Annotated in this window: 14 protein-coding genes; 11 read left to right on the top strand and 3 right to left on the bottom strand. The window is 30.0% G+C overall.

Annotated features, from left to right (window positions below; genetic code table 11):
• Positions 1 to 96 precede the first annotated feature (96 nt).
• From ACZ5B9_RS06660 to ACZ5B9_RS06650, 3 genes are all read right to left on the bottom strand, one after another.
• Positions 97 to 2418 (bottom strand): SUMF1/EgtB/PvdO family nonheme iron enzyme, encoded by a 2322-nt coding sequence (locus ACZ5B9_RS06660; protein ID WP_464421703.1) that lies wholly within the window; start codon positions 2416 to 2418, stop codon positions 97 to 99.
• 133 nt (positions 2419 to 2551) lie between these two features.
• Positions 2552 to 4300 (bottom strand): hypothetical protein, encoded by a 1749-nt coding sequence (locus ACZ5B9_RS06655; RefSeq protein WP_464421701.1) that lies wholly within the window; start codon positions 4298 to 4300, stop codon positions 2552 to 2554.
• Positions 4293 to 5141, bottom strand: coding sequence for a WYL domain-containing protein (locus tag ACZ5B9_RS06650; protein ID WP_464421699.1), 849 nt, complete (start codon positions 5139 to 5141; stop codon positions 4293 to 4295). Before ACZ5B9_RS06650 ends, ACZ5B9_RS06655 begins: the two co-directional genes overlap by 8 nt.
• Before the next feature lie 328 nt (positions 5142 to 5469).
• Between ACZ5B9_RS06650 and ACZ5B9_RS06645 the strand changes: the two genes are divergently transcribed.
• The 11 genes from ACZ5B9_RS06645 (at position 5470) to ACZ5B9_RS06595 (ending at position 18126) form a co-directional block, all read left to right on the top strand.
• Positions 5470 to 6141 carry an ATP-binding cassette domain-containing protein gene (locus ACZ5B9_RS06645; protein WP_464421697.1) on the top strand — a complete coding sequence of 224 codons (672 nt, stop codon included), beginning with the start codon at positions 5470 to 5472 and terminating at the stop codon, positions 6139 to 6141.
• Complete coding sequence (locus ACZ5B9_RS06640; protein ID WP_464421695.1) at positions 6138 to 6794, top strand: methionine ABC transporter permease; 657 nt, start codon at positions 6138 to 6140, stop codon at positions 6792 to 6794. Before ACZ5B9_RS06645 ends, ACZ5B9_RS06640 begins: the two co-directional genes overlap by 4 nt.
• Complete coding sequence (locus tag ACZ5B9_RS06635) at positions 6794 to 7588, top strand: MetQ/NlpA family ABC transporter substrate-binding protein (RefSeq protein ID WP_464421693.1); 795 nt, start codon at positions 6794 to 6796, stop codon at positions 7586 to 7588. The genes ACZ5B9_RS06640 and ACZ5B9_RS06635 overlap by 1 nt, the downstream gene beginning before the upstream one ends.
• A gap of 206 nt (positions 7589 to 7794) precedes the next feature.
• The gene (locus tag ACZ5B9_RS06630; protein WP_464421691.1) at positions 7795 to 10512 is read left to right on the top strand and encodes a PEP/pyruvate-binding domain-containing protein; all 2718 of its coding nucleotides are present in this window, start codon (positions 7795 to 7797) and stop codon (positions 10510 to 10512) included.
• Between the two features lie 54 nt (positions 10513 to 10566).
• Positions 10567 to 11736, top strand: coding sequence for a BtaA family protein (locus ACZ5B9_RS06625; protein ID WP_464421689.1), 1170 nt, complete (start codon positions 10567 to 10569; stop codon positions 11734 to 11736).
• The gene (locus ACZ5B9_RS06620) at positions 11723 to 13054 is read left to right on the top strand and encodes a phosphatidate cytidylyltransferase (protein WP_464421687.1); all 1332 of its coding nucleotides are present in this window, start codon (positions 11723 to 11725) and stop codon (positions 13052 to 13054) included. The genes ACZ5B9_RS06625 and ACZ5B9_RS06620 overlap by 14 nt, the downstream gene beginning before the upstream one ends.
• A gap of 26 nt (positions 13055 to 13080) precedes the next feature.
• Complete coding sequence (locus ACZ5B9_RS06615) at positions 13081 to 14106, top strand: GNAT family N-acetyltransferase (protein ID WP_464421685.1); 1026 nt, start codon at positions 13081 to 13083, stop codon at positions 14104 to 14106.
• 17 nt (positions 14107 to 14123) lie between these two features.
• Positions 14124 to 15650, top strand: coding sequence for an AMP-binding protein (locus ACZ5B9_RS06610; protein WP_464421683.1), 1527 nt, complete (start codon positions 14124 to 14126; stop codon positions 15648 to 15650).
• A gap of 26 nt (positions 15651 to 15676) precedes the next feature.
• On the top strand, positions 15677 to 16045 hold the full coding sequence (locus ACZ5B9_RS06605) for a hypothetical protein (RefSeq protein WP_464421681.1): 369 nt from the start codon (positions 15677 to 15679) through the stop codon (positions 16043 to 16045).
• 29 nt (positions 16046 to 16074) lie between these two features.
• Positions 16075 to 17145, top strand: coding sequence for a UbiA family prenyltransferase (locus ACZ5B9_RS06600; protein WP_464421679.1), 1071 nt, complete (start codon positions 16075 to 16077; stop codon positions 17143 to 17145).
• A gap of 87 nt (positions 17146 to 17232) precedes the next feature.
• Entirely contained in the window at positions 17233 to 18126 is an 894-nt protein-coding gene (locus tag ACZ5B9_RS06595) for a helix-turn-helix transcriptional regulator (RefSeq protein WP_464421677.1), read from the top strand.
• The last annotated feature ends 31 nt before the right edge of the window (positions 18127 to 18157 follow it).

Below are 18157 nucleotides of genomic sequence, written 5' to 3'. Positions count from 1 at the left end.
CAAAACCTCCTCAATCCCCCCACTTCCTTTATTTTCTTTCTCTTCCAACCAAAAGTCCCCTATTTCAAAACCTAAAAAAATGAAAAATCATAAAAACTAAATTGTTCTAACAATACGAAAGCTGGTACGATAGAACCAAACCCATTCTCCATCCCTCCATACTCTTTCAGAAATAAATTCATCTCTACCACAATTAAATATATTACAATTCTTTGTATCACTACGAAAAGACCCTCCTTTTAATCTATGGTTTGATACACTTTCCTCATACCTGTATGGTGTTTTTTCAGGTATATATCCATCACTAGATATATCATAACACCACTCCCAAATATTTCCACTACAATCGCAAATCCCTAATTGATTTGGTTTCTTTGTTCCTACATCATGAGTACGATTTTCTGAATTACCATTATTCCAAGAAACTTCATCTATATTATTACTGCCTGAATACTCATAATTAAATGTCCCATCTTGTATTGCAATTTCTCCACCTCTTGCAAACCATTCCCATTCAACTTCTGTTGGCAATCTAAATCCTTCAGTTTTTCTAAAATCTGCTACATTTGGGTATTCTATTTTGCCATTTGATTGATGTATTCTTAATATACCTTCTTCTTTTCGGCTCAAGTCATAAACTGGTTTTAATCCATGTTTCTCACTCAATTTATTACAAAATTCCAAAGCATCCCACCAAGATACATTTTCAACTGGACGTCTTCCACCTTTAAATTCTGATGGATTATTCTCCATTACTTCCATCCACATATCTTGTGTTGTCTGATATTTACAAACTTCTAAATTGCAAACTTCTCTTTCTTCATTAAAGAATGATGGTGTGTATTTTCCTCCATTTACTATAACCATATCTTTGAATGTTGGTCTTCCAGCTATTCTTTTACCATTTTTTATTTTTTGAGATGCTGATTTTATTTTGAATTTTTTATAACTTTTTTTCAAAATATCTATTTTATCTGATAAAATATTCGATAAAGAATCTATACTTTTAGTTGCTTCTAATAAATTATTTGTTGTGATTTTCTTATCTTCTTCATTTTCAGTTTCTAGTATAAATTTATTTTCAACTGCGTTTTTAACGATTTCTTCTATGTCTGCACCGCAATAGCCTTCTGTTTCTTCTGCCAGTTCCTTTAAATTTATTTCATCTGACATTTTTCCTCTTTTTTCAAGGTGAATTTCAAATATTCTTTCCCTTTCCTCCTCATTTGGGAAGTCTATGAAAAATACTTCATCAAATCGCCCTTTTCTTAGAAATTCTGGCGGAAAGGCTGTTATATCGTTAGCTGTTGCTACTACGAATACTGTGTTTTCCTTTTCCTGTAACCAAGTCAAAAATTGTCCAAATAGACGTTTTGTTATGTCGCTTGCTCCACCGTTTTGATCTATTCCTGCAAATGCTTTTTCTATTTCATCTATCCATAAAATGCACGGACTTATTGATTCAGCTGTTTTTAGTGCCACTCTCATATTGTGTTCTGATTCTCCAACATATTTTCCCAAAAGTCTTCCTATATCCAGCCTTAATAATGGAACATTAAACAATCTTGCACTTGCTTTTGCCGCCAAACTTTTCCCACAGCCTGGCATTCCTACAAGCAGTACTCCTTTTGGCGTATCCACTCCAAATTTCTTGGCTTCATCCAGTCTTCTAAATACTTGTGCCTTAGAACTTAACCATTCTTTTAGCCCTTCAAGCCCACCAATTTCTTCGATTTTTTCCTTAAAATCAATGATTTCCAAAATTGAAGATTTTTTAATTATTTGCCCTTTTTCACGAATGATTATTTGATTAGCACCTTTTGAAATAGCTCCATAATTTTCTTCTAATATCATATTTAAAATATGATCCAAATCTAACTTGGTTAAACCTTTTAAAGAAATTGACAAATCGCCCAAATCATCCCAATAAATTCGAGCATTATTTTTTTGAGCAAAATCTTGAATATATTGATTAATTGTTGTTTCATCCATAGTTTCAATATCAATTATACTTGTAAATTTTTCTAATCCTTTTGGTACATTTACATCTTCATCAACAATTATTATATTAAAATTATAATTTATATCATTATACATTTTTTCAGCTATTTTTTTAATAAAAGCAATATTTCGTGCCTCTTTCATTTCTTCTTCCGTATTTTTTATCAATAAAAATACATTTGTTTTAAAACCAACCGAAAAAAGAATATTTAAAAAACTGTACAAATCCACAATTTCATCACTTTTAACCTTCGTTTCAAAATTCACAGCTCCAAAGGCCCTATATTCAAAAATCGCCTTATTTTTATATTCTTTAGTCGCTTCTGTTACAATTGTGTCAACTTCCTTGTAATCTCCACTGTGTACCCAAATTATAGGTCTTCTTGCCCTTAAATACTTTGATAAATTTGTTTCCATTTTTCCTCCTGATTTTTTATTTATTTCAATTTTTTTATAAATATGCTCTAACTCATCTAAAATTAAATTAATCTAACACTACAGGGTTTGATTAAAATTTTTTAACTTCAATTTTAAAATGATACTATTATTTTTACCAACCAAACAGCCCTCCAATAAAACTTCCTACCGCTCCAGCTGCTGAACTTATGGCACTTCCTACTGCTTTTACACCTGAAAATACTGCTGACCCAACTGCTTTCACTCCTTCCCATGCTCCTTTTGCAACGCTTTTTACTGCCTCTGTCCCTTTTTTTACTATTTCAGTTGATCCATCAATTACAGGTTTTGCAATAGTTCCCAATCCTTTGGCTATCGCTCCGCCAACTTTACTTCCCACTACTCCACATACTGCTCCTGCTGCAAGTGCCACTACTCCACCAACAACTGCTCCAGCAGCTCCCAATGCTCCCAGTCCAATTGCTCCAGCTACTGCCATTCCACCTATAAAACCAGCATTTGAAGCAACTATTGCTCCGTAAGCAGAACCTACTGATGTTCCTACCCTTTTTGTAGCTTCTCCTAGACTTATTTCACCTGAACCTAATTTAAACGCCGTTCCTATAATATCCATTGAAGAAGCCGCAACTGCTCCAACAATATTATTATTTGCTAAAACTCCTGTAAGAACTTTTGGTACAATATTTTTTTCAACTGCAACTCTTATTCCACCTGCAACTGCTGTTGAAAGTCCCATTGAAGTACCAGTCTTCACTCCAGCCTCAATTACTTCAGCAACTTCCACTTCTTCACCAGAAACAATTTTTGTTCCAACATCCAAAGCCATTCCAATACCAATTCCTATAGTTCCATTAATCACAGCCTGTTTTCCTAGTTGTTTGCTTATTGCAAGAGCATCTACATCTTTTTCAAAACTGAATTTCACTGCTTCTTTGTCGCCAGACTGGTATTTTTCCTGAATATTTTTTATTTCTTCTTTGCTTATATTTTTACTTTCCACTTCTCCAAATTTCAGCTTATCTACTGAATTTGGGATATCTCCAGTCTGATCTGACGGAACTAATTTTGACTGAAATTTATATTTGTAGCCTTGCTGTCTATCATAAAATGATTTTGCAGTTTCATTGGCATTTTTATAGGATTTTGCCTGATATTTTCTTACAATCTTGCCAGAATCTTCTATTGTCATGTCAATCGAATTTTTTCCATAAGTTTCGCCTATTTCTGGCTTTAGTGCCTTTGCATAGTAATTTTTTTCTTTAACTGCCGCATCTATATTAAACGTTCCAGTGTGATGTTCCTCAAATATAAATCCATCTAAATTAGGATTTTGGCTTATTTCTCCGGTTTTAGTTATAAGTGCTGACAAAATTTCCTCATTTGACTTGCCTATAGTTGTATTTATATTGTCAACATAAACATTTGCTTTAGCTGCACTCAATGTGTTTGCCACTACTTGTGAATCATTTATTGCAGCCGCTTCATATATCATAGCCTCATTGTAATTTGCTAAAATTTCACTACTTTCCTTCATACTCCTAATAATTTGCTGTCTATCCACAACTTCCGCATTTATTACATCTTCCGAAATTTTATCCAGTATCACATCTCCCACATAATCACTGCTGCTTATCCCAACTTTCTGATATTTTTCGACTTCCTTTTTCTTGTCAAAATAAATTTCAACTCCTGCCATAAGTTCATCAGCCATTTTTTCTATTTCCTCTGGCTTCTTTGCCACTAGTTCATTTTGCAATTCAGAAATTAGCCAACTTCTTAAATCCTTTTTATTTTCACTTTTTTCATTTTGAGCATAACTTTTTAGAAATTTTTTGATAATTTCCTCCGTTTTTCTTCTTCTGCTCCCTCTTAATCTAAACATTTTCTTCCTCCTTATTTTCATATATTTCTATTGTCCTTTTAAGTTCATTTTTTAATTTTTCCTGTAATTCAATTGGTTCCAAGATTTTTACATTTGAAAAAAATTGTGCAAAATATACCAATGCAAGTTTGTTATCACATTCAAAGGTATAAATTCCATCCTTCTTATTTAAAAGTCTAGGTCTGTTTGTCAAAACTTTTTCATATAACTCCACTCCTTTTTCTGTAAATTCAACTTTAACTGTGTTCTTATACGATAGAAACGGATCAAAATTTTTATACACATCATCAATATATTTTTTATCTTTTATTTCAATATTTTCATTTGTAAACCATACTTCTTCTATTTCTGAAATTCTGTAATTTCTATAGTCATTATTTTTTTCACAGTAACAAAACAAATAAGATCTGTTTTCATCATCCGCCACTTTTACAAAATACGGATTTACTAGCCTTATATATTTGTGATATTTTATTTTTATCTTTCTCTTACCCTGCATTCCTTCCTTAATTTTCCTAAAAATCTTTTCAAATAATATTTCTTCACGTCTATATCGTAAATTATTAATATACGTAAAAATTATATTTCTCCAATATTCAGCCTCAGTTTCAGCTCCATTTCTAACAAAAGTATCCATAAAAATTTCATCATTATTTTTATTCAAGTTAAATTGCAACACTTCTCCCGAAAAATTTCCCAATTCCACTTTATTCAAATTTTTGTCCATATAATATTTAAAAATTATGTTCCCTATCCTTCCCACAGGCATTCTAAAATACTCCGAATCACTTTTTATAATTTCATTCATAAAATCCGAAATTGTAACTCTAACCTTCTTCATAGCCAATCTCCTAAAATAACAATATTTTTTAACTTCTAAATCTAATTTTAAGTTATTTCTTTTAAATTTAATTCTAAACTATCTTTTCTAAACAAATTATATCTAATCTCAAATATAAATTCAAGGAAATATTTGTTTTTAATTTTTGTTCCCCTAAAAAATAGAAAACGCTGAAAATATCAAAAAAAATCAATTAATTTTAATTATTTCTGTTCCCCAAAATAGAATTCACTTTTTTTCCAAACAATATTCTCTTATTTTAAAAAATATGATATAATTTTGAAGTTATTACATTTTAAAATTAAATACAAAAATAATTGGAGGTGAGATGGTAGAACTTAGAGATATTGAAAAAAATTATACTAATTTTGATTTGAAAATAAATTTGAAGATTAACAAAGGGGAAATCTTTGGATTAATTGGGCAGTCAGGAAGTGGAAAATCAACGATTTTGAGGATTGTTCAAGGGCTTTTGAAGGCTGATAAAGGAGAAGTTAATATTACAAAGAATGCTGAAATTGCTTATATTTTTCAGGAATTTAATCTTTTGTATAACAAAAATGTCTTTGATAATGTTGCTCTTCCGTTAATTTTAAAGAAAAAGTTTTCAGCTGAAAAAGTTGAAGAAGTTTTAAAATTTGTGGGGCTGTCTGATAAGAAAAAATCGTTTATTGCTTCCCTTAGTGGCGGTGAAAAGCAGAGAGTGGCGATTGCTCGTGCATTAGTGATAAATCCGCAATTACTGCTTTGCGATGAAGTTACAGCGTCTTTGGATAAATCTGTAAAAGATGAAATACTTGACTTATTTGAGGAAATAAATAAAAAATATGGAACAACCATTTTAGTTGTTACTCACGAACTGGAAGTTGTAAAAAGGCTATGCAACAGAGTTGCAATTATTGAAAAAGGTAAAATTACAGATATTTTCAATGTTAATCAGAGAGATTATGAAAAATCAAACAAAAGTTATGCCGATTATGTGAGGGAGGTTCTGAAATGATAGATACTGAGTTATTAATTGCAATAAAGGACACTTTTATAATGGTTCTTATTCCTACGGTATGTGCAGTATTTTTGGGAATTCCTTTAGGATCCGTTGTATTTTTGACTGATAAAGGCGGCATTAAGGAAAATAAGTTTATAAATATTACATGCAACATTTATATAAATGTAGTTAGAAGCTTCCCATTTTTAATATTTGTAGTTATATTAATACCTCTTACACGATTAATTTTTGGCACTGCTTTTGGATTATTTCCTGCAAGTTTTCCAATTTGCTTTGTAGCTGTGGCACTGTATGCGAGATTTACAGAACAGTCCTTTTATGATGTGAATAGCGGAATAATTGATGCGGCTTTGTCAATGAAGGCAAGTGTATTTCAGATTGTGTGGCATTTTTTGCTTGTTGAAGCGAGAAGCAGCCTTGTGCTTGGTTTAACTTCAGCAATTATCAGCTTTATCTCATACTCTACTGTAATGGGAGTTGTTGGTGGAGGCGGAATTGGCGACTATGCAATGCGATATGGATACAACGAATACAACTATGCCCTTGTATATAGGGTTGTGACAATAATGATAGTCATTGTATTTTCAATACAAATTATTGGAAACAGAATATCAAAAAATTTAGATAAGAAAAGGAGAATTTACTAATGTCAAAAAAATTATTAATTTCATTAGCTGTAATATGTGTGCTAGTTTTAGCATTTGTTGGAATAAATTTAAAAAAGGATAATATCATCAGAATTGCTGCGGCTGGATATCCGATGGATGAAATTGTGAAAATAGCGGCTGAAGACTTAAAAAAGGAAGGTTATGATGTAAAAATTACTGTATTAACAGATTATGTTACTGCAAATGTTGGACTAAATGCCAAAGACTTTGATGCAAACTTTCATCAGCATGAACCATTTATGCAAGTTTTTAATAAGAAAAATAACGGAAAACTTGTAAAAGTTAAAGGAATTTATGATGTTTATGTAGGTTTTTATTCAAAAAAATACAAAAATAAGGTAGAAATTCCAAATGGAGCAAAAGTTGCTATTCCAAATGATGTGACAAATCAGGATAGAGCTTTGAGAATACTTGCAAATGAAGGTTTAATTGAGTTGAAACCAAAAGATGGACTTTATAATTTGAACGATGTTATTAACACGAAGAAAAATTTCAAATTTATGGCAGTTCCTATTCCATCACTAGTGCAAGCATACCAAGAAGCTGACTTGGCATTTAACTGGCCTTCACACATGATAAAAATTGGAGTTCATGTAAAAGATGCCTTATTTATTGAAAAAAATACAAATGGTAAATACGCTGTAAGCCTTGTGGCAAGAGAAGATAACAAAAATAGTAAAAAAATACAAGATTTGACAAAAGCTATGACTTCTGAAAAAGTTAAGAAGTTCATTGAAGAAAAATATGCTGGGCAAGGATTCCCTGTATTTTAAAAAATAAAAATATTTTATAGTCATTTCAAATTGACATTCTTCTCGAAACTTAAAATTTATTAAGTTTTTATGACTTTAAATTTACAAATTTTTGAATAAAGATTGCTCTACTAAGGGCAACTTTTTTTATGAAAAAAGTTTTAAAATTAATCATAATGAGGTATAATATAAAACAAACACATTCTTTAGTAAAGGAAAACAAATTTATGAAATATATTTATAATATTGATAAATTAAAAAATCATAATGAAAATACAGTATTTGAGGAAAAAATAGGTAAAAAGGCTCAAAATTTACTTGAACTTGCTGCCAATGGATTTAATGTCCCGCATTTTTCAGTCATTACTAACAGATATTTTAAGGAAATTATACTAAAAGAAATTGAAAAACATAACCAAGAAGCAGGAAATAATGATGAAATTAAGGATTGGGATGCTGTATTTAGCGGAAATACCGAAAGAAAAATTGAAAATATAATTAGAATTATAAAAAATCATAAAATTAGGGGAGAATTTGAAAAAGAAATTGAAAATGTACTAAATGAAGAAAGTTACTATGCTGTGAGATCTTCGTCAATAGAAGAAGACAGCAGCAATTTTTCATTTGCAGGTCAGTTTGAAACATATCTATATATAAAAAAAGAAAATATAATGGAAAAAGTGAAGGAAGTATGGATTTCTTCCTTTTCCTCTCATGTTATGAAATATAGAAAAGAAGGAAAAATAAACAATGAAATAAATGTTCCGGCAGTAATAATTCAGGAAATGGTAAATTCTGAAAAGGCCGGAGTCGGATTCAGCGTAAATCCCGTAAATGGAAATTATGATGAAATAGTAATTTCAGGAACTTATGGGCTGGGAACAAGTATAGTTGATGGAGATGAAAATGGAGATCTGTTTATATATAATAAAAAAACGAAGGAAATTAAAAAGGAAATAAGAACAAAAAAAATAAGACAGGTCTTAGATTTTGAAAACAAGAAAATAAAGACAGAAGAAATAAATATTGAAGACGAAGTATTAAATGACGGTGAAATATGTGAACTGGGTGAAAATATTATAAATATTGAAAAATATTATGGAAAGCCTCAGGATATGGAATGGGCATTTGAAAAGGGAAAACTTTATATATTGCAGTCAAGACCTGTAACTACATTAAAAAAATCAAATGAAAAAACAGCAAATACAATAATATGGGACAACAGTAATATTGTAGAAAGCTATCCTGAAATTACGCTTCCGCTTACCTTCAGCTTTATAAGAAAAGCCTATTCTGATGTATATAAAAGATTTTCAGAAATTACGGGAGTGCCTCCGAAGGTTGTTGAAAGCTACCAGGTTGTATATGATAACATGCTTGGACTGTTGAAGGGAAGAGTTTATTATAATCTGATAAACTGGTATAAACTTCTTATGCTGTTTCCTAATTCACGTAATAATAGCAAATTTATGGAGCAGATGATGGGAGTGAAAAAGGAACTGTCTGAAGAAGATATAAAGGAAAATCTTCTGGAAGCGGAAGAAAAAATGTCTTCGTGGGAAAAATTCATAAACAGGATTGAAAAGCTGAAAGCAGGAGGAACATTATTTTTAAATATGTTTCTGATTGAGAACAAGGCTAAAAAGTTTTATAAGCTCATAGATGAAAACCTAAATGACAAAAATAGCAGGCTAGAAGAAAAAAGTGTAAAGGAGTTAAAAAAATATTACAAGTTTCTTGAAAATAAATTTTTAAAAAACTGGGAAATACCTATTATAAATGATTTTCTTGTAATGGTATGGTTTGGTCTTTCAAAAAAAGTAGCCGAAAAATATATAAAGGAAAATTTTGAGGAAGTACATAATATTCTTATTGCTCAGGAAGGAAATGACATGATAAGTGTCGAGCCTTCAAAATATATTATGAAAATGAGCAGTATAATAAAAAAGGATAAGAATTTACAGAATGAAATAAAAGGGATAACTGCAGAAGCTGCAACAGATATTAATATTGAAAATTTAACTAGGAATAAAGAATTTAATTCATTAATGGAAGAATATATGCAAAAATTTGGAGACAGGACGGTACATGAGCTGAAGCTTGAAGCATTGACATTGAGGGAAGATCCATTATTTCTAATCAGGATGATATATTCGATTTCAATGACAAAGGAATCGGCGGAACATAGTAAAAGGAACATTTCAGAGGAACAGAACAAAATATATGAAAATCTTAAAATCAGTCCATTGAAAAAGTTTATACTGAAAAAAACTGTATCCTATGCAAAAAAATTTATTCGATTAAGGGAAAATCTGCGATATGAAAGAACGAAGGTTTTCGGCATGGTCAGAAAAATTATGAAAAAAATGGGAGTCTATCTAAAGGAAGAAAATATAATAGTTCATGAAAGGGATGTATTTTATCTGACAATTGACGAAATTTTTGGGCTGATAGACGGGGCATTAATTGATACAGACTTAAAAAAGCTGATAGACTTAAGAAAAGAAAAGTATAAGGAATATGAAGAAGGAGCTGTCCTTCCTGACAGATTTTTAACGAGAGGATTTTTAGGGGAAAACTTCCATTATGAAGATTTGACAGGAAATGAACAGGGAGATAAAAATATTCTTAAGGGAACAGGATGCAGCAAGGGAGTAGTTAAAGGAAAAGTAAAAATTGTACTAAATCCTATGAATACTGAAGTTGAAGACGGAGATATTGTTGTTACAAAATCTACGGATCCAAGCTGGGTTATGGTTTTTCCTTTATTAAAGGGGCTTATAGTGGAAAAGGGAAGTCTTTTATCACATAGTGCAATTATTTCACGTGAAATGAATATACCTGCTATAGTTGGAGTGCAGGGAGCAACAACAGCCTTAAAAACAGGAGATTTTGTCCAGTTTGACGGAAGTACGGGAATAATAAAAAAATTGGATGAAATATAAAATCAGAAAAAACAGATTAAAAATTTTATACAGATAAATTTGGAGGAAGTATAGGTGAAAAGCGAAGTAAAAGAAAACAGGGTTGATTTTTCTTTGATAAGGTATTCCCAATGCTGGGAGGATACAGAGGTTTTACTTGAAAGTCTTAATATACAGGAAAATGATATATGTTTTGGGATACTGTCTGCGGGAGATAATGTGTTTTCCATGCTTGCAGAAAATCCAAAGAAAGTGGTGGCACTTGATATAAGTTTTCCTCAGATAGCACTTGCAAAGCTGAAAAAGGAAGTTTTTAATAGCCTGTCCTATGAAGAAATGCTTGAGTTTATGGGAGTAATGAAATCTGATAAAAGAGTTGAAATATATGATAGAATAAGAGAAAATCTTGATAAAGAAGTGAAGGAATACTGGGACTTTAACAGGGAAGCAATTGAAAATGGAATAATCCATACAGGAAAATTTGAAAAGTTTTTTAAGATTTTCAGGGAAAAAATACTTCCTTTTGTGCATAGTAAAAAACGAGTGGAAAAACTTCTTGAAGATAAACCAGAGCAGGAAAGAGTGGACTATTATGATAAATACTGGAATAATTTCAGATGGAAACTGATGTTTAAGCTGTTCTTTTCAAAATACATAGTTGGAAAACTGGGAAGAGATAAGGAATTTTTTAGATATGCAGAAAAAAATATTTCTGAGGAAATGAAGGAAAGAAGCAGATATGCCCTCTGTGAGCTGAATCCATATGAAAATCCTTATATTAACTATATTCTGACAGGAAATTACCGTAAGGATTGTCTTCCTTATTTTCTTAGAAAAGAAAATTTTGATAAAATCAGAAGAAATCTTCATAAGGTAGAAATTTTACAGAGTTCAGTCGAAGAATATCTGGATCAGATTGATTTTAAAATAAATAAATTTAATTTAAGTGACATATTTGAGTATATGTCAGCTGAAAATTACAGTAAATTAATGGGAAAAATTTACGACAATGCTGAAGACAATGCCTTACTGGCATATTGGAACCTAATAGTTGAAAGAAATTCAGAAAAACTTGGTTATAAAGAAACAGATTCCGAAATAATGGTTACTGGAAAAGAAAAAAATGTAAATGGAAAAAAATATGAAAGGATGAAGGAGCTGGATAGGAAGCTTCATGAAAAGGATATGACATTTTTCTATACGGATTTTGTAGTGGAAAAGGTGATAAAAAATGGAAATAGTTAAAATGATATTTGTTCTGGCGGCTTTTATACTCTTTTTCCTTCTGCTTAACAAGCTTGAAAAAAGTGAAAAACTTAATTCGGAATTTATAAGGAAGATTCTGCATATAGGCTCAGGAATTGGTGGGCTGACACTTCCTTTTATCTTTGAAAGAAAAAGTTCGGTTGTAATACTTGGGATAGTATTTCTTATACTACTTGTTTCTATACGAATTGTAAAAAATAAAGTGACAGGATTTAAAAAAGTACTGGAAACAAAAAACAGGAAGACTTTAGGGGATATATACTTTATTATGAGTATTTTGGGATTATGGCTTGTTTCAAGTGATAATAAGGTAATGTACGCCCTTCCGCTTATAATTCTTATGCTTTCTGATGCCTTTGCGGCTCTTATAGGGGAATTTTACAGCAAGTATAAATTTAATACGGGATTTGGAACAAAGTCGATAGAAGGCTCGGTAACATTCTTTCTGACAACATATTTCATATGTATAAACTTCTTTCTGTTTTTCAGTGATATCGGAAGTATAAACATCGTACTTGTTTCCCTTCTGCTGAGTATCCTTACAATGATTCTTGAAGTCATTTCATGGAATGGTCTTGATAATCTTTTTGTACCATTTTTTGTGTATATGTTTTTAAGGCTGAACCTTTATCTTACAGAAAAGGAGCTTATGTATAAATTTTGGGTGATAGTGATACTTCTTATAATTATAATATTGAATAGAAAAAAGACTACGCTTACAAGGGTTGCACAAACTGCAAGTTTATTTTTTCTTTACATCGTAATGATAATTGGAGGAATAAAATGGCTTATTCCGCCACTAATAATGTACCTTGGCTATTATCATTTCACGCCCAAGGTAAGAGGGCAAGTAAAAGATTCTCTCAAGGGCCTTCTGACAATAGCATTTTCAACAGCAATCTGGCTTGCTATGAGCATCATACTTGATAAAAATAAAATGTATCTTATTTATATATTTACTTTTTCGCTGCATTTTGGAATTATAAATTTAATAAGAGATAACGCTGGAAATGTAAAACGGGAAACATTTAGGATGAATTTTCTGATGGGAAGTATTGGAAAAGCACTAATTTTCTTTATAATAAATTATTTTGCCTTGTCAAGAATTTGGGATTTTAAAATGCTAATTGGAATAGTAGTTTTTATATTTGTCGGAATATTTATTTACGAAACAAGTATGAAGATTTTTTATATTATTGAAAAGGAAAAGGAGCTTAGCGGAGAAACAAAAGTATTTATAGCTTCTGGAACAGTTTTTATCTGTTCTATACTGCTATTAGGAATTGGAATGCTATAAAATTGTCAAAAGGAGAAAATTTGCAAATGAAAATCAAGCGATACATAATAACAGAAAATAACCAAATAAATAAAAACTATCTAGAAAAATATATTACGGAAAATAACATTTCACAAAATGAAATTCCAAAAATACAAATAGAACGTCCATCTGAAATTATTGTTTTTTATAATGAACACGAAAAAGCTGGAAGTCTTAATTTATGGCACAATCGCCCTAATTACAATGGAAAGACAACATCGTATATTGGCAATGTAAATATTTTGGAAAAATATCGGAAAAATGAAACAGAAATATTTAATGAAATCTTTGAAAATCTGAAAAATGATGACATAGAAACAATAATAGGCCCTTTAAATGGAACTACTTGGAATACATATCGTTATGTTACTGACAAAGGACATCGTTCGCCATTTCTTATGGAACCTTGGAATGAAGACTACTATGTAAAACTCTTTGAAAAACTTGGCTTTAAGCCTCTTGCCTATTATATTTCAACAGTAATGGAAAATATGAATCCTGTTCAAAGGGGGCATTTATCTAAAAAAATTGAAAAGTTGAAAAAATTTGGCTACTATAAGGATATAACAGTAAAATCTGCAGAAAATGAAGATTTAATCACTGTGCTGAATAAAATTTACGACTTGACGATTGAGGCATTTAAAAATAATTTTCTTTATTCTGAATTGGATAGAGAAATATTTTTGAAAATGTATATGAGCTATGAAGATAAAATTGTAAAAAAGTTTTTTAAAATGCTTTATTTAAAAGACGAATTAATTGGCTACGTATTTGGAATACCTGATTATGCCGAACTTCAATACAAAGAAAAAGTAGAAACTATGATTCTTAAAACGATTGCAATTTCTCCCAAATATAATGGAAAAGGGATGGGATATATTCTGATAGATGAACTTGTAAAGGAAGCGGAACATTCAGGCTATAAAAATGTGATTTATGCCTTGATGCACGAAAAAAATATATCAAAAAATATCGGCTCACTTTTAGGAGATGAGTTAAGAAGATATGCCCTGTTTATAAAGGAACTTTAAATAAAAGGCGGTGTAGAATGACAATAATTGACAAAATTAAAGATTTGAGAAAACAATATCCAGACAATACAGCATTATTTGATTTAAAGACAGGAAATAAGATTACTTTTACTCAAATTGATACAAAATCAGATGAAATTTGCAGTTATTTGATACAAAAAGGATTTCAAAAAGGAAATAAAATCGTTGTTTTTGTCCCCATTGGCATAGAATTTTATCTTATTCTAACTGCAATATTTAAAATGGGACTGCAAGCTGTGTTTATTGATCCGTATGCTGGTATTGAGCATATAAATAAATGCTGTGAAATGATTTCTCCTGATGGAATAATTGGAAGCGGAAAGACACTTTTAAAGGGATTCTTTTTAAAGGGAATCAAAAAAATTGGCAAAAAAATTAATTATATTAAAATAATGGAACATTCTGAAAAACTTTCGATATATGAAAAAAATAAAAATCAGAAAAAAATTCAAAACGAAAAAATTAACGGAAATACACCTGCTCTTATCAGTTTTACAAGCGGGAGTACAGGCTTTCCAAAAATTATTATGAGAACGCATGAATTTTTACTTGGACAGCACAATGTACTTGAAAAAAATCTAAAATTTGAAAAAGAAACAGCTGTTTATTCTTCATTCCCGATATTTCTTCTTTCACATATGGCAACAGGAACAACTACCTTTATTCCTGACTTGAACTGGCGAAAACCTGTCGAGTCAGATTTTGGGAACATTATTAAGCAAATAACAGAAAATAATATACAAAACATCATCTTGCCTCCTGCAATATTTGAAAACATCGTAAAATTTTGCAAAGAAAAAAAAATAATGCTTGAAAATGTTCAAAAAGTATATACTGGTGGAGCACCTGTCTTTTACAGCCTTATGAAAAAGATTAAAGAAGTTTTTACAAATGCTAAAATTATAGCCTTGTATGGAGCGTCAGAGGCTGAACCCATATCAGTATTAAATTTTGAAGACATAACAGAAGAAGATATTGAAAATATGAAAAATGGCGATGGGCTTCTCGCTGGAAAAATTGTTAATGAAATAGAACTTAAAATAGAAGAATTAGAAAAAACGCCTGAAAAAAATAAAATTTCAGAAATCAAGGGCGAAATACTTGTAAGGGGTGAAAACGTAGTTGATGGTTACTTAAATATTGAAAAAAATTCTGATGAAAACTGGCACAGAACAGGAGATATGGGATATATTAACAAAAAAGGTCAACTTATACTACTTGGAAGAGTTAAAGGGCGAATACAGATTGAAGAAAACATTTATTATCCTTTTACTGTAGAAACTGCCTTTTCATTTTGCAAAAACGTGAAAAAATCAGTTCTTACTTTCAAAAATAATAAACTGTATCTAATTGTTGAAAGAAACCCTGAATATAAAGGAAATTTATCTGAGGATAGTGAAATTAAAAAACTAAAAGAAAAATTTGGAATATTTAAAATAATTGAAACTGAAATTCCTATGGACAAAAGACATAACAGCAAGACAGACTATAAAAAACTTGAAGAGATAGTTGAAAAACTTTAAAAATTTAAATTCAGAAAGGAAATTTTATGAAAACAGAAGCAAAAGAATTAATTCAAGAAGGATTAAAATTATTTTCATCATACAATAGAGATACTTTAAAAATGTTTTATCGTTCAGCAAAAGAAAACGAAGCGGATTTATCACATCTGGATAAGAAATATCAAACTTATACACGTGCTAAGGCAAAAGGAATGTTTCTTGACCTTGCATTAGGATTTCTTGATGCTTTCGCAAGTGCAGGAAGTCCTGTAATGGTAATAGATAACACAAAATCTGAACGATATAATGAAAAAAAATTAATATTAAGATACAAAATTAAAGATTTTCTTGAAGAAACAAATGTAGATGATAATACTGGATATTTACTTTCAATGGTTGACTTTTATTGCCAGTAAAATAAATATTGTAAGAGGAGAAAATAAAAATGAACGAAAGTAATATAAATTCAAAAAAATCAATAATCCAATATATAAAAAACTTCAAAATATACTTAAATGAACGATTCCCATTAGGAAAAAACTCTTTTTTCGTATTGATTTTTACTTTGTCAGGATATATCTATACAAGTTTATTATATAATTCAAAAATTATAACGCCAATTTTGTCAAAAGAAGTCAATAGAGTGTCACTGCTCTGGGATAAAGAAATTTATAAAGTACCAATGATTTGGTATAAACTACTTCCTTTATTTATCATAATATTCATGTTTTTCTTTCAGCTGAGAATTACAGATGAATTTAAGGATTATGAAGAAGATTTAAAATACCGGGCTTACAGACCTGTTCAAAGAGGAATAATTTCCTTAAAAGCATTGGGAAAAATTGGAATTGCAACTATTATAATACAAATAATTCTTGCACATGTTATAAATCCTAAACTAATTTATTTCATGTTATTGGTGTGGATTTATATGTTTTTAATGACAAAGGAATTCTTTATAAAGAACTGGCTAACAGAAAGAATTTTAATCTATGCCCTTTCCCATGTTGTAATAATGATATTTATTACCCTTGTTATTGTAAAAGGAACAGGATATATTTTGGAGTCTCATTTTTTAGAAACTTTGTATTTATCACTAGAAAAATACGAAAAAAATATTTTTATAGGACTAATTCCTCTTTTCGCATTAAATTATTTAAACGGAATCGTATTGGAAATTGGAAGAAAAACAAGAAGAACTGATGAAGAAGAGTATGGAGTGCAAACATATAGCAAACTTTGGGGAAGAAAAAAGGCTGTGGTTGTTTTAAGCCTACTTTTTGTTATTGAATATTTTTTTGTTATTCTCGGACTTACTCATACTTATGAAAAATATTTTTTCTTTGGTGGATTAACATTGCTTGTAATATTGATAGTTTCGATATATTTTATGATAAAATTTTTGAAAAAGGATATGTCAGGAAAGATTGTAGAAACTGTGTCGGGACTTTGGATTATTTTTTCAAGTATGTGCATGGGGCTTCTTCCTCATTTTTTCTTTAGTTTGATAAAATAATTCAAACACCAAAAATATTTTTATCAAAATAAAAAATTTCTGTTTAATTTATAAAAACTAAGTAATATAAAGAGGAGTAAAAATATTATGAAAATCAGCAGATTATTTGAAATTGTTTATTTATTACTTGAAAAAAAGACTATTACTGCAAAAGAACTTGCCGAACATTTTGAAGTATCAGTCAGAACAATCTATAGAGATATTGACACTCTCTCTTCTGCTGGTATTCCAGTCTATTTTCAAAGGGGAAAATCTGGCGGAATAAAGCTGATGGATAACTACATCATAAATAAATCGCTATTTTCACAAGACGAGCAAAATGAAATACTTTATGCACTTCAAAGCTTAAATGCCACTAATTATCCTAACAACAATAAAACTCTTTCAAAATTAAGCACTATTTTTAACAAAAAGTCAGACAACTGGATAAAAATAGACTTTTCAAGATATAATTGTGATGATGGTGCTTTATTTGAAAAAATTAAAGAGGCAATATTAACTAAACAAACCGTAAAATTTAACTATTTTAACACAAAAGGCGAACATTATGAAAGAACAGCAGACCCTTTAAATTTATGGTTTAAAGAAAAAGCATGGTACTTATTTGCCTATTGCCACAAAAAAAATGATATTCGTCAATTTAAAATAACAAGAATCAAAAATCTAACCTTAACAAACAAATATTTTGAAAAAACAATAAAAGACTTTGAAATAAATAACAAAAAAAGTACGGTAGAAAATGTAAAAATCATAGTCGAAATAGATAAATCACAAGCATACCGTGTCTATGATGAATTTTCTGAAGAGAGTATAAACAAAATGGAAAATGGCGATTTTGAAATTATAATGGAATATCCTGAAAATGAATGGATTTACGGCTATCTTCTATCTTTTGGAGAACATTTGAAGGTAAGGAAGCCAGAGAGAATAAAGAAAATTTTGTTTAAAAAAATTGCAAAAATGAAGGAAAATTATAAATAGGAAAATATTTTTCAAAGTTTTTTTCAAGAAT

Source organism: Leptotrichia sp. SK-5 (genome assembly GCF_055387215.1).
The sequence above is the reverse complement of the archived record's forward strand: the minus strand, read 5'-3'. Positions and strand labels throughout refer to the sequence as shown.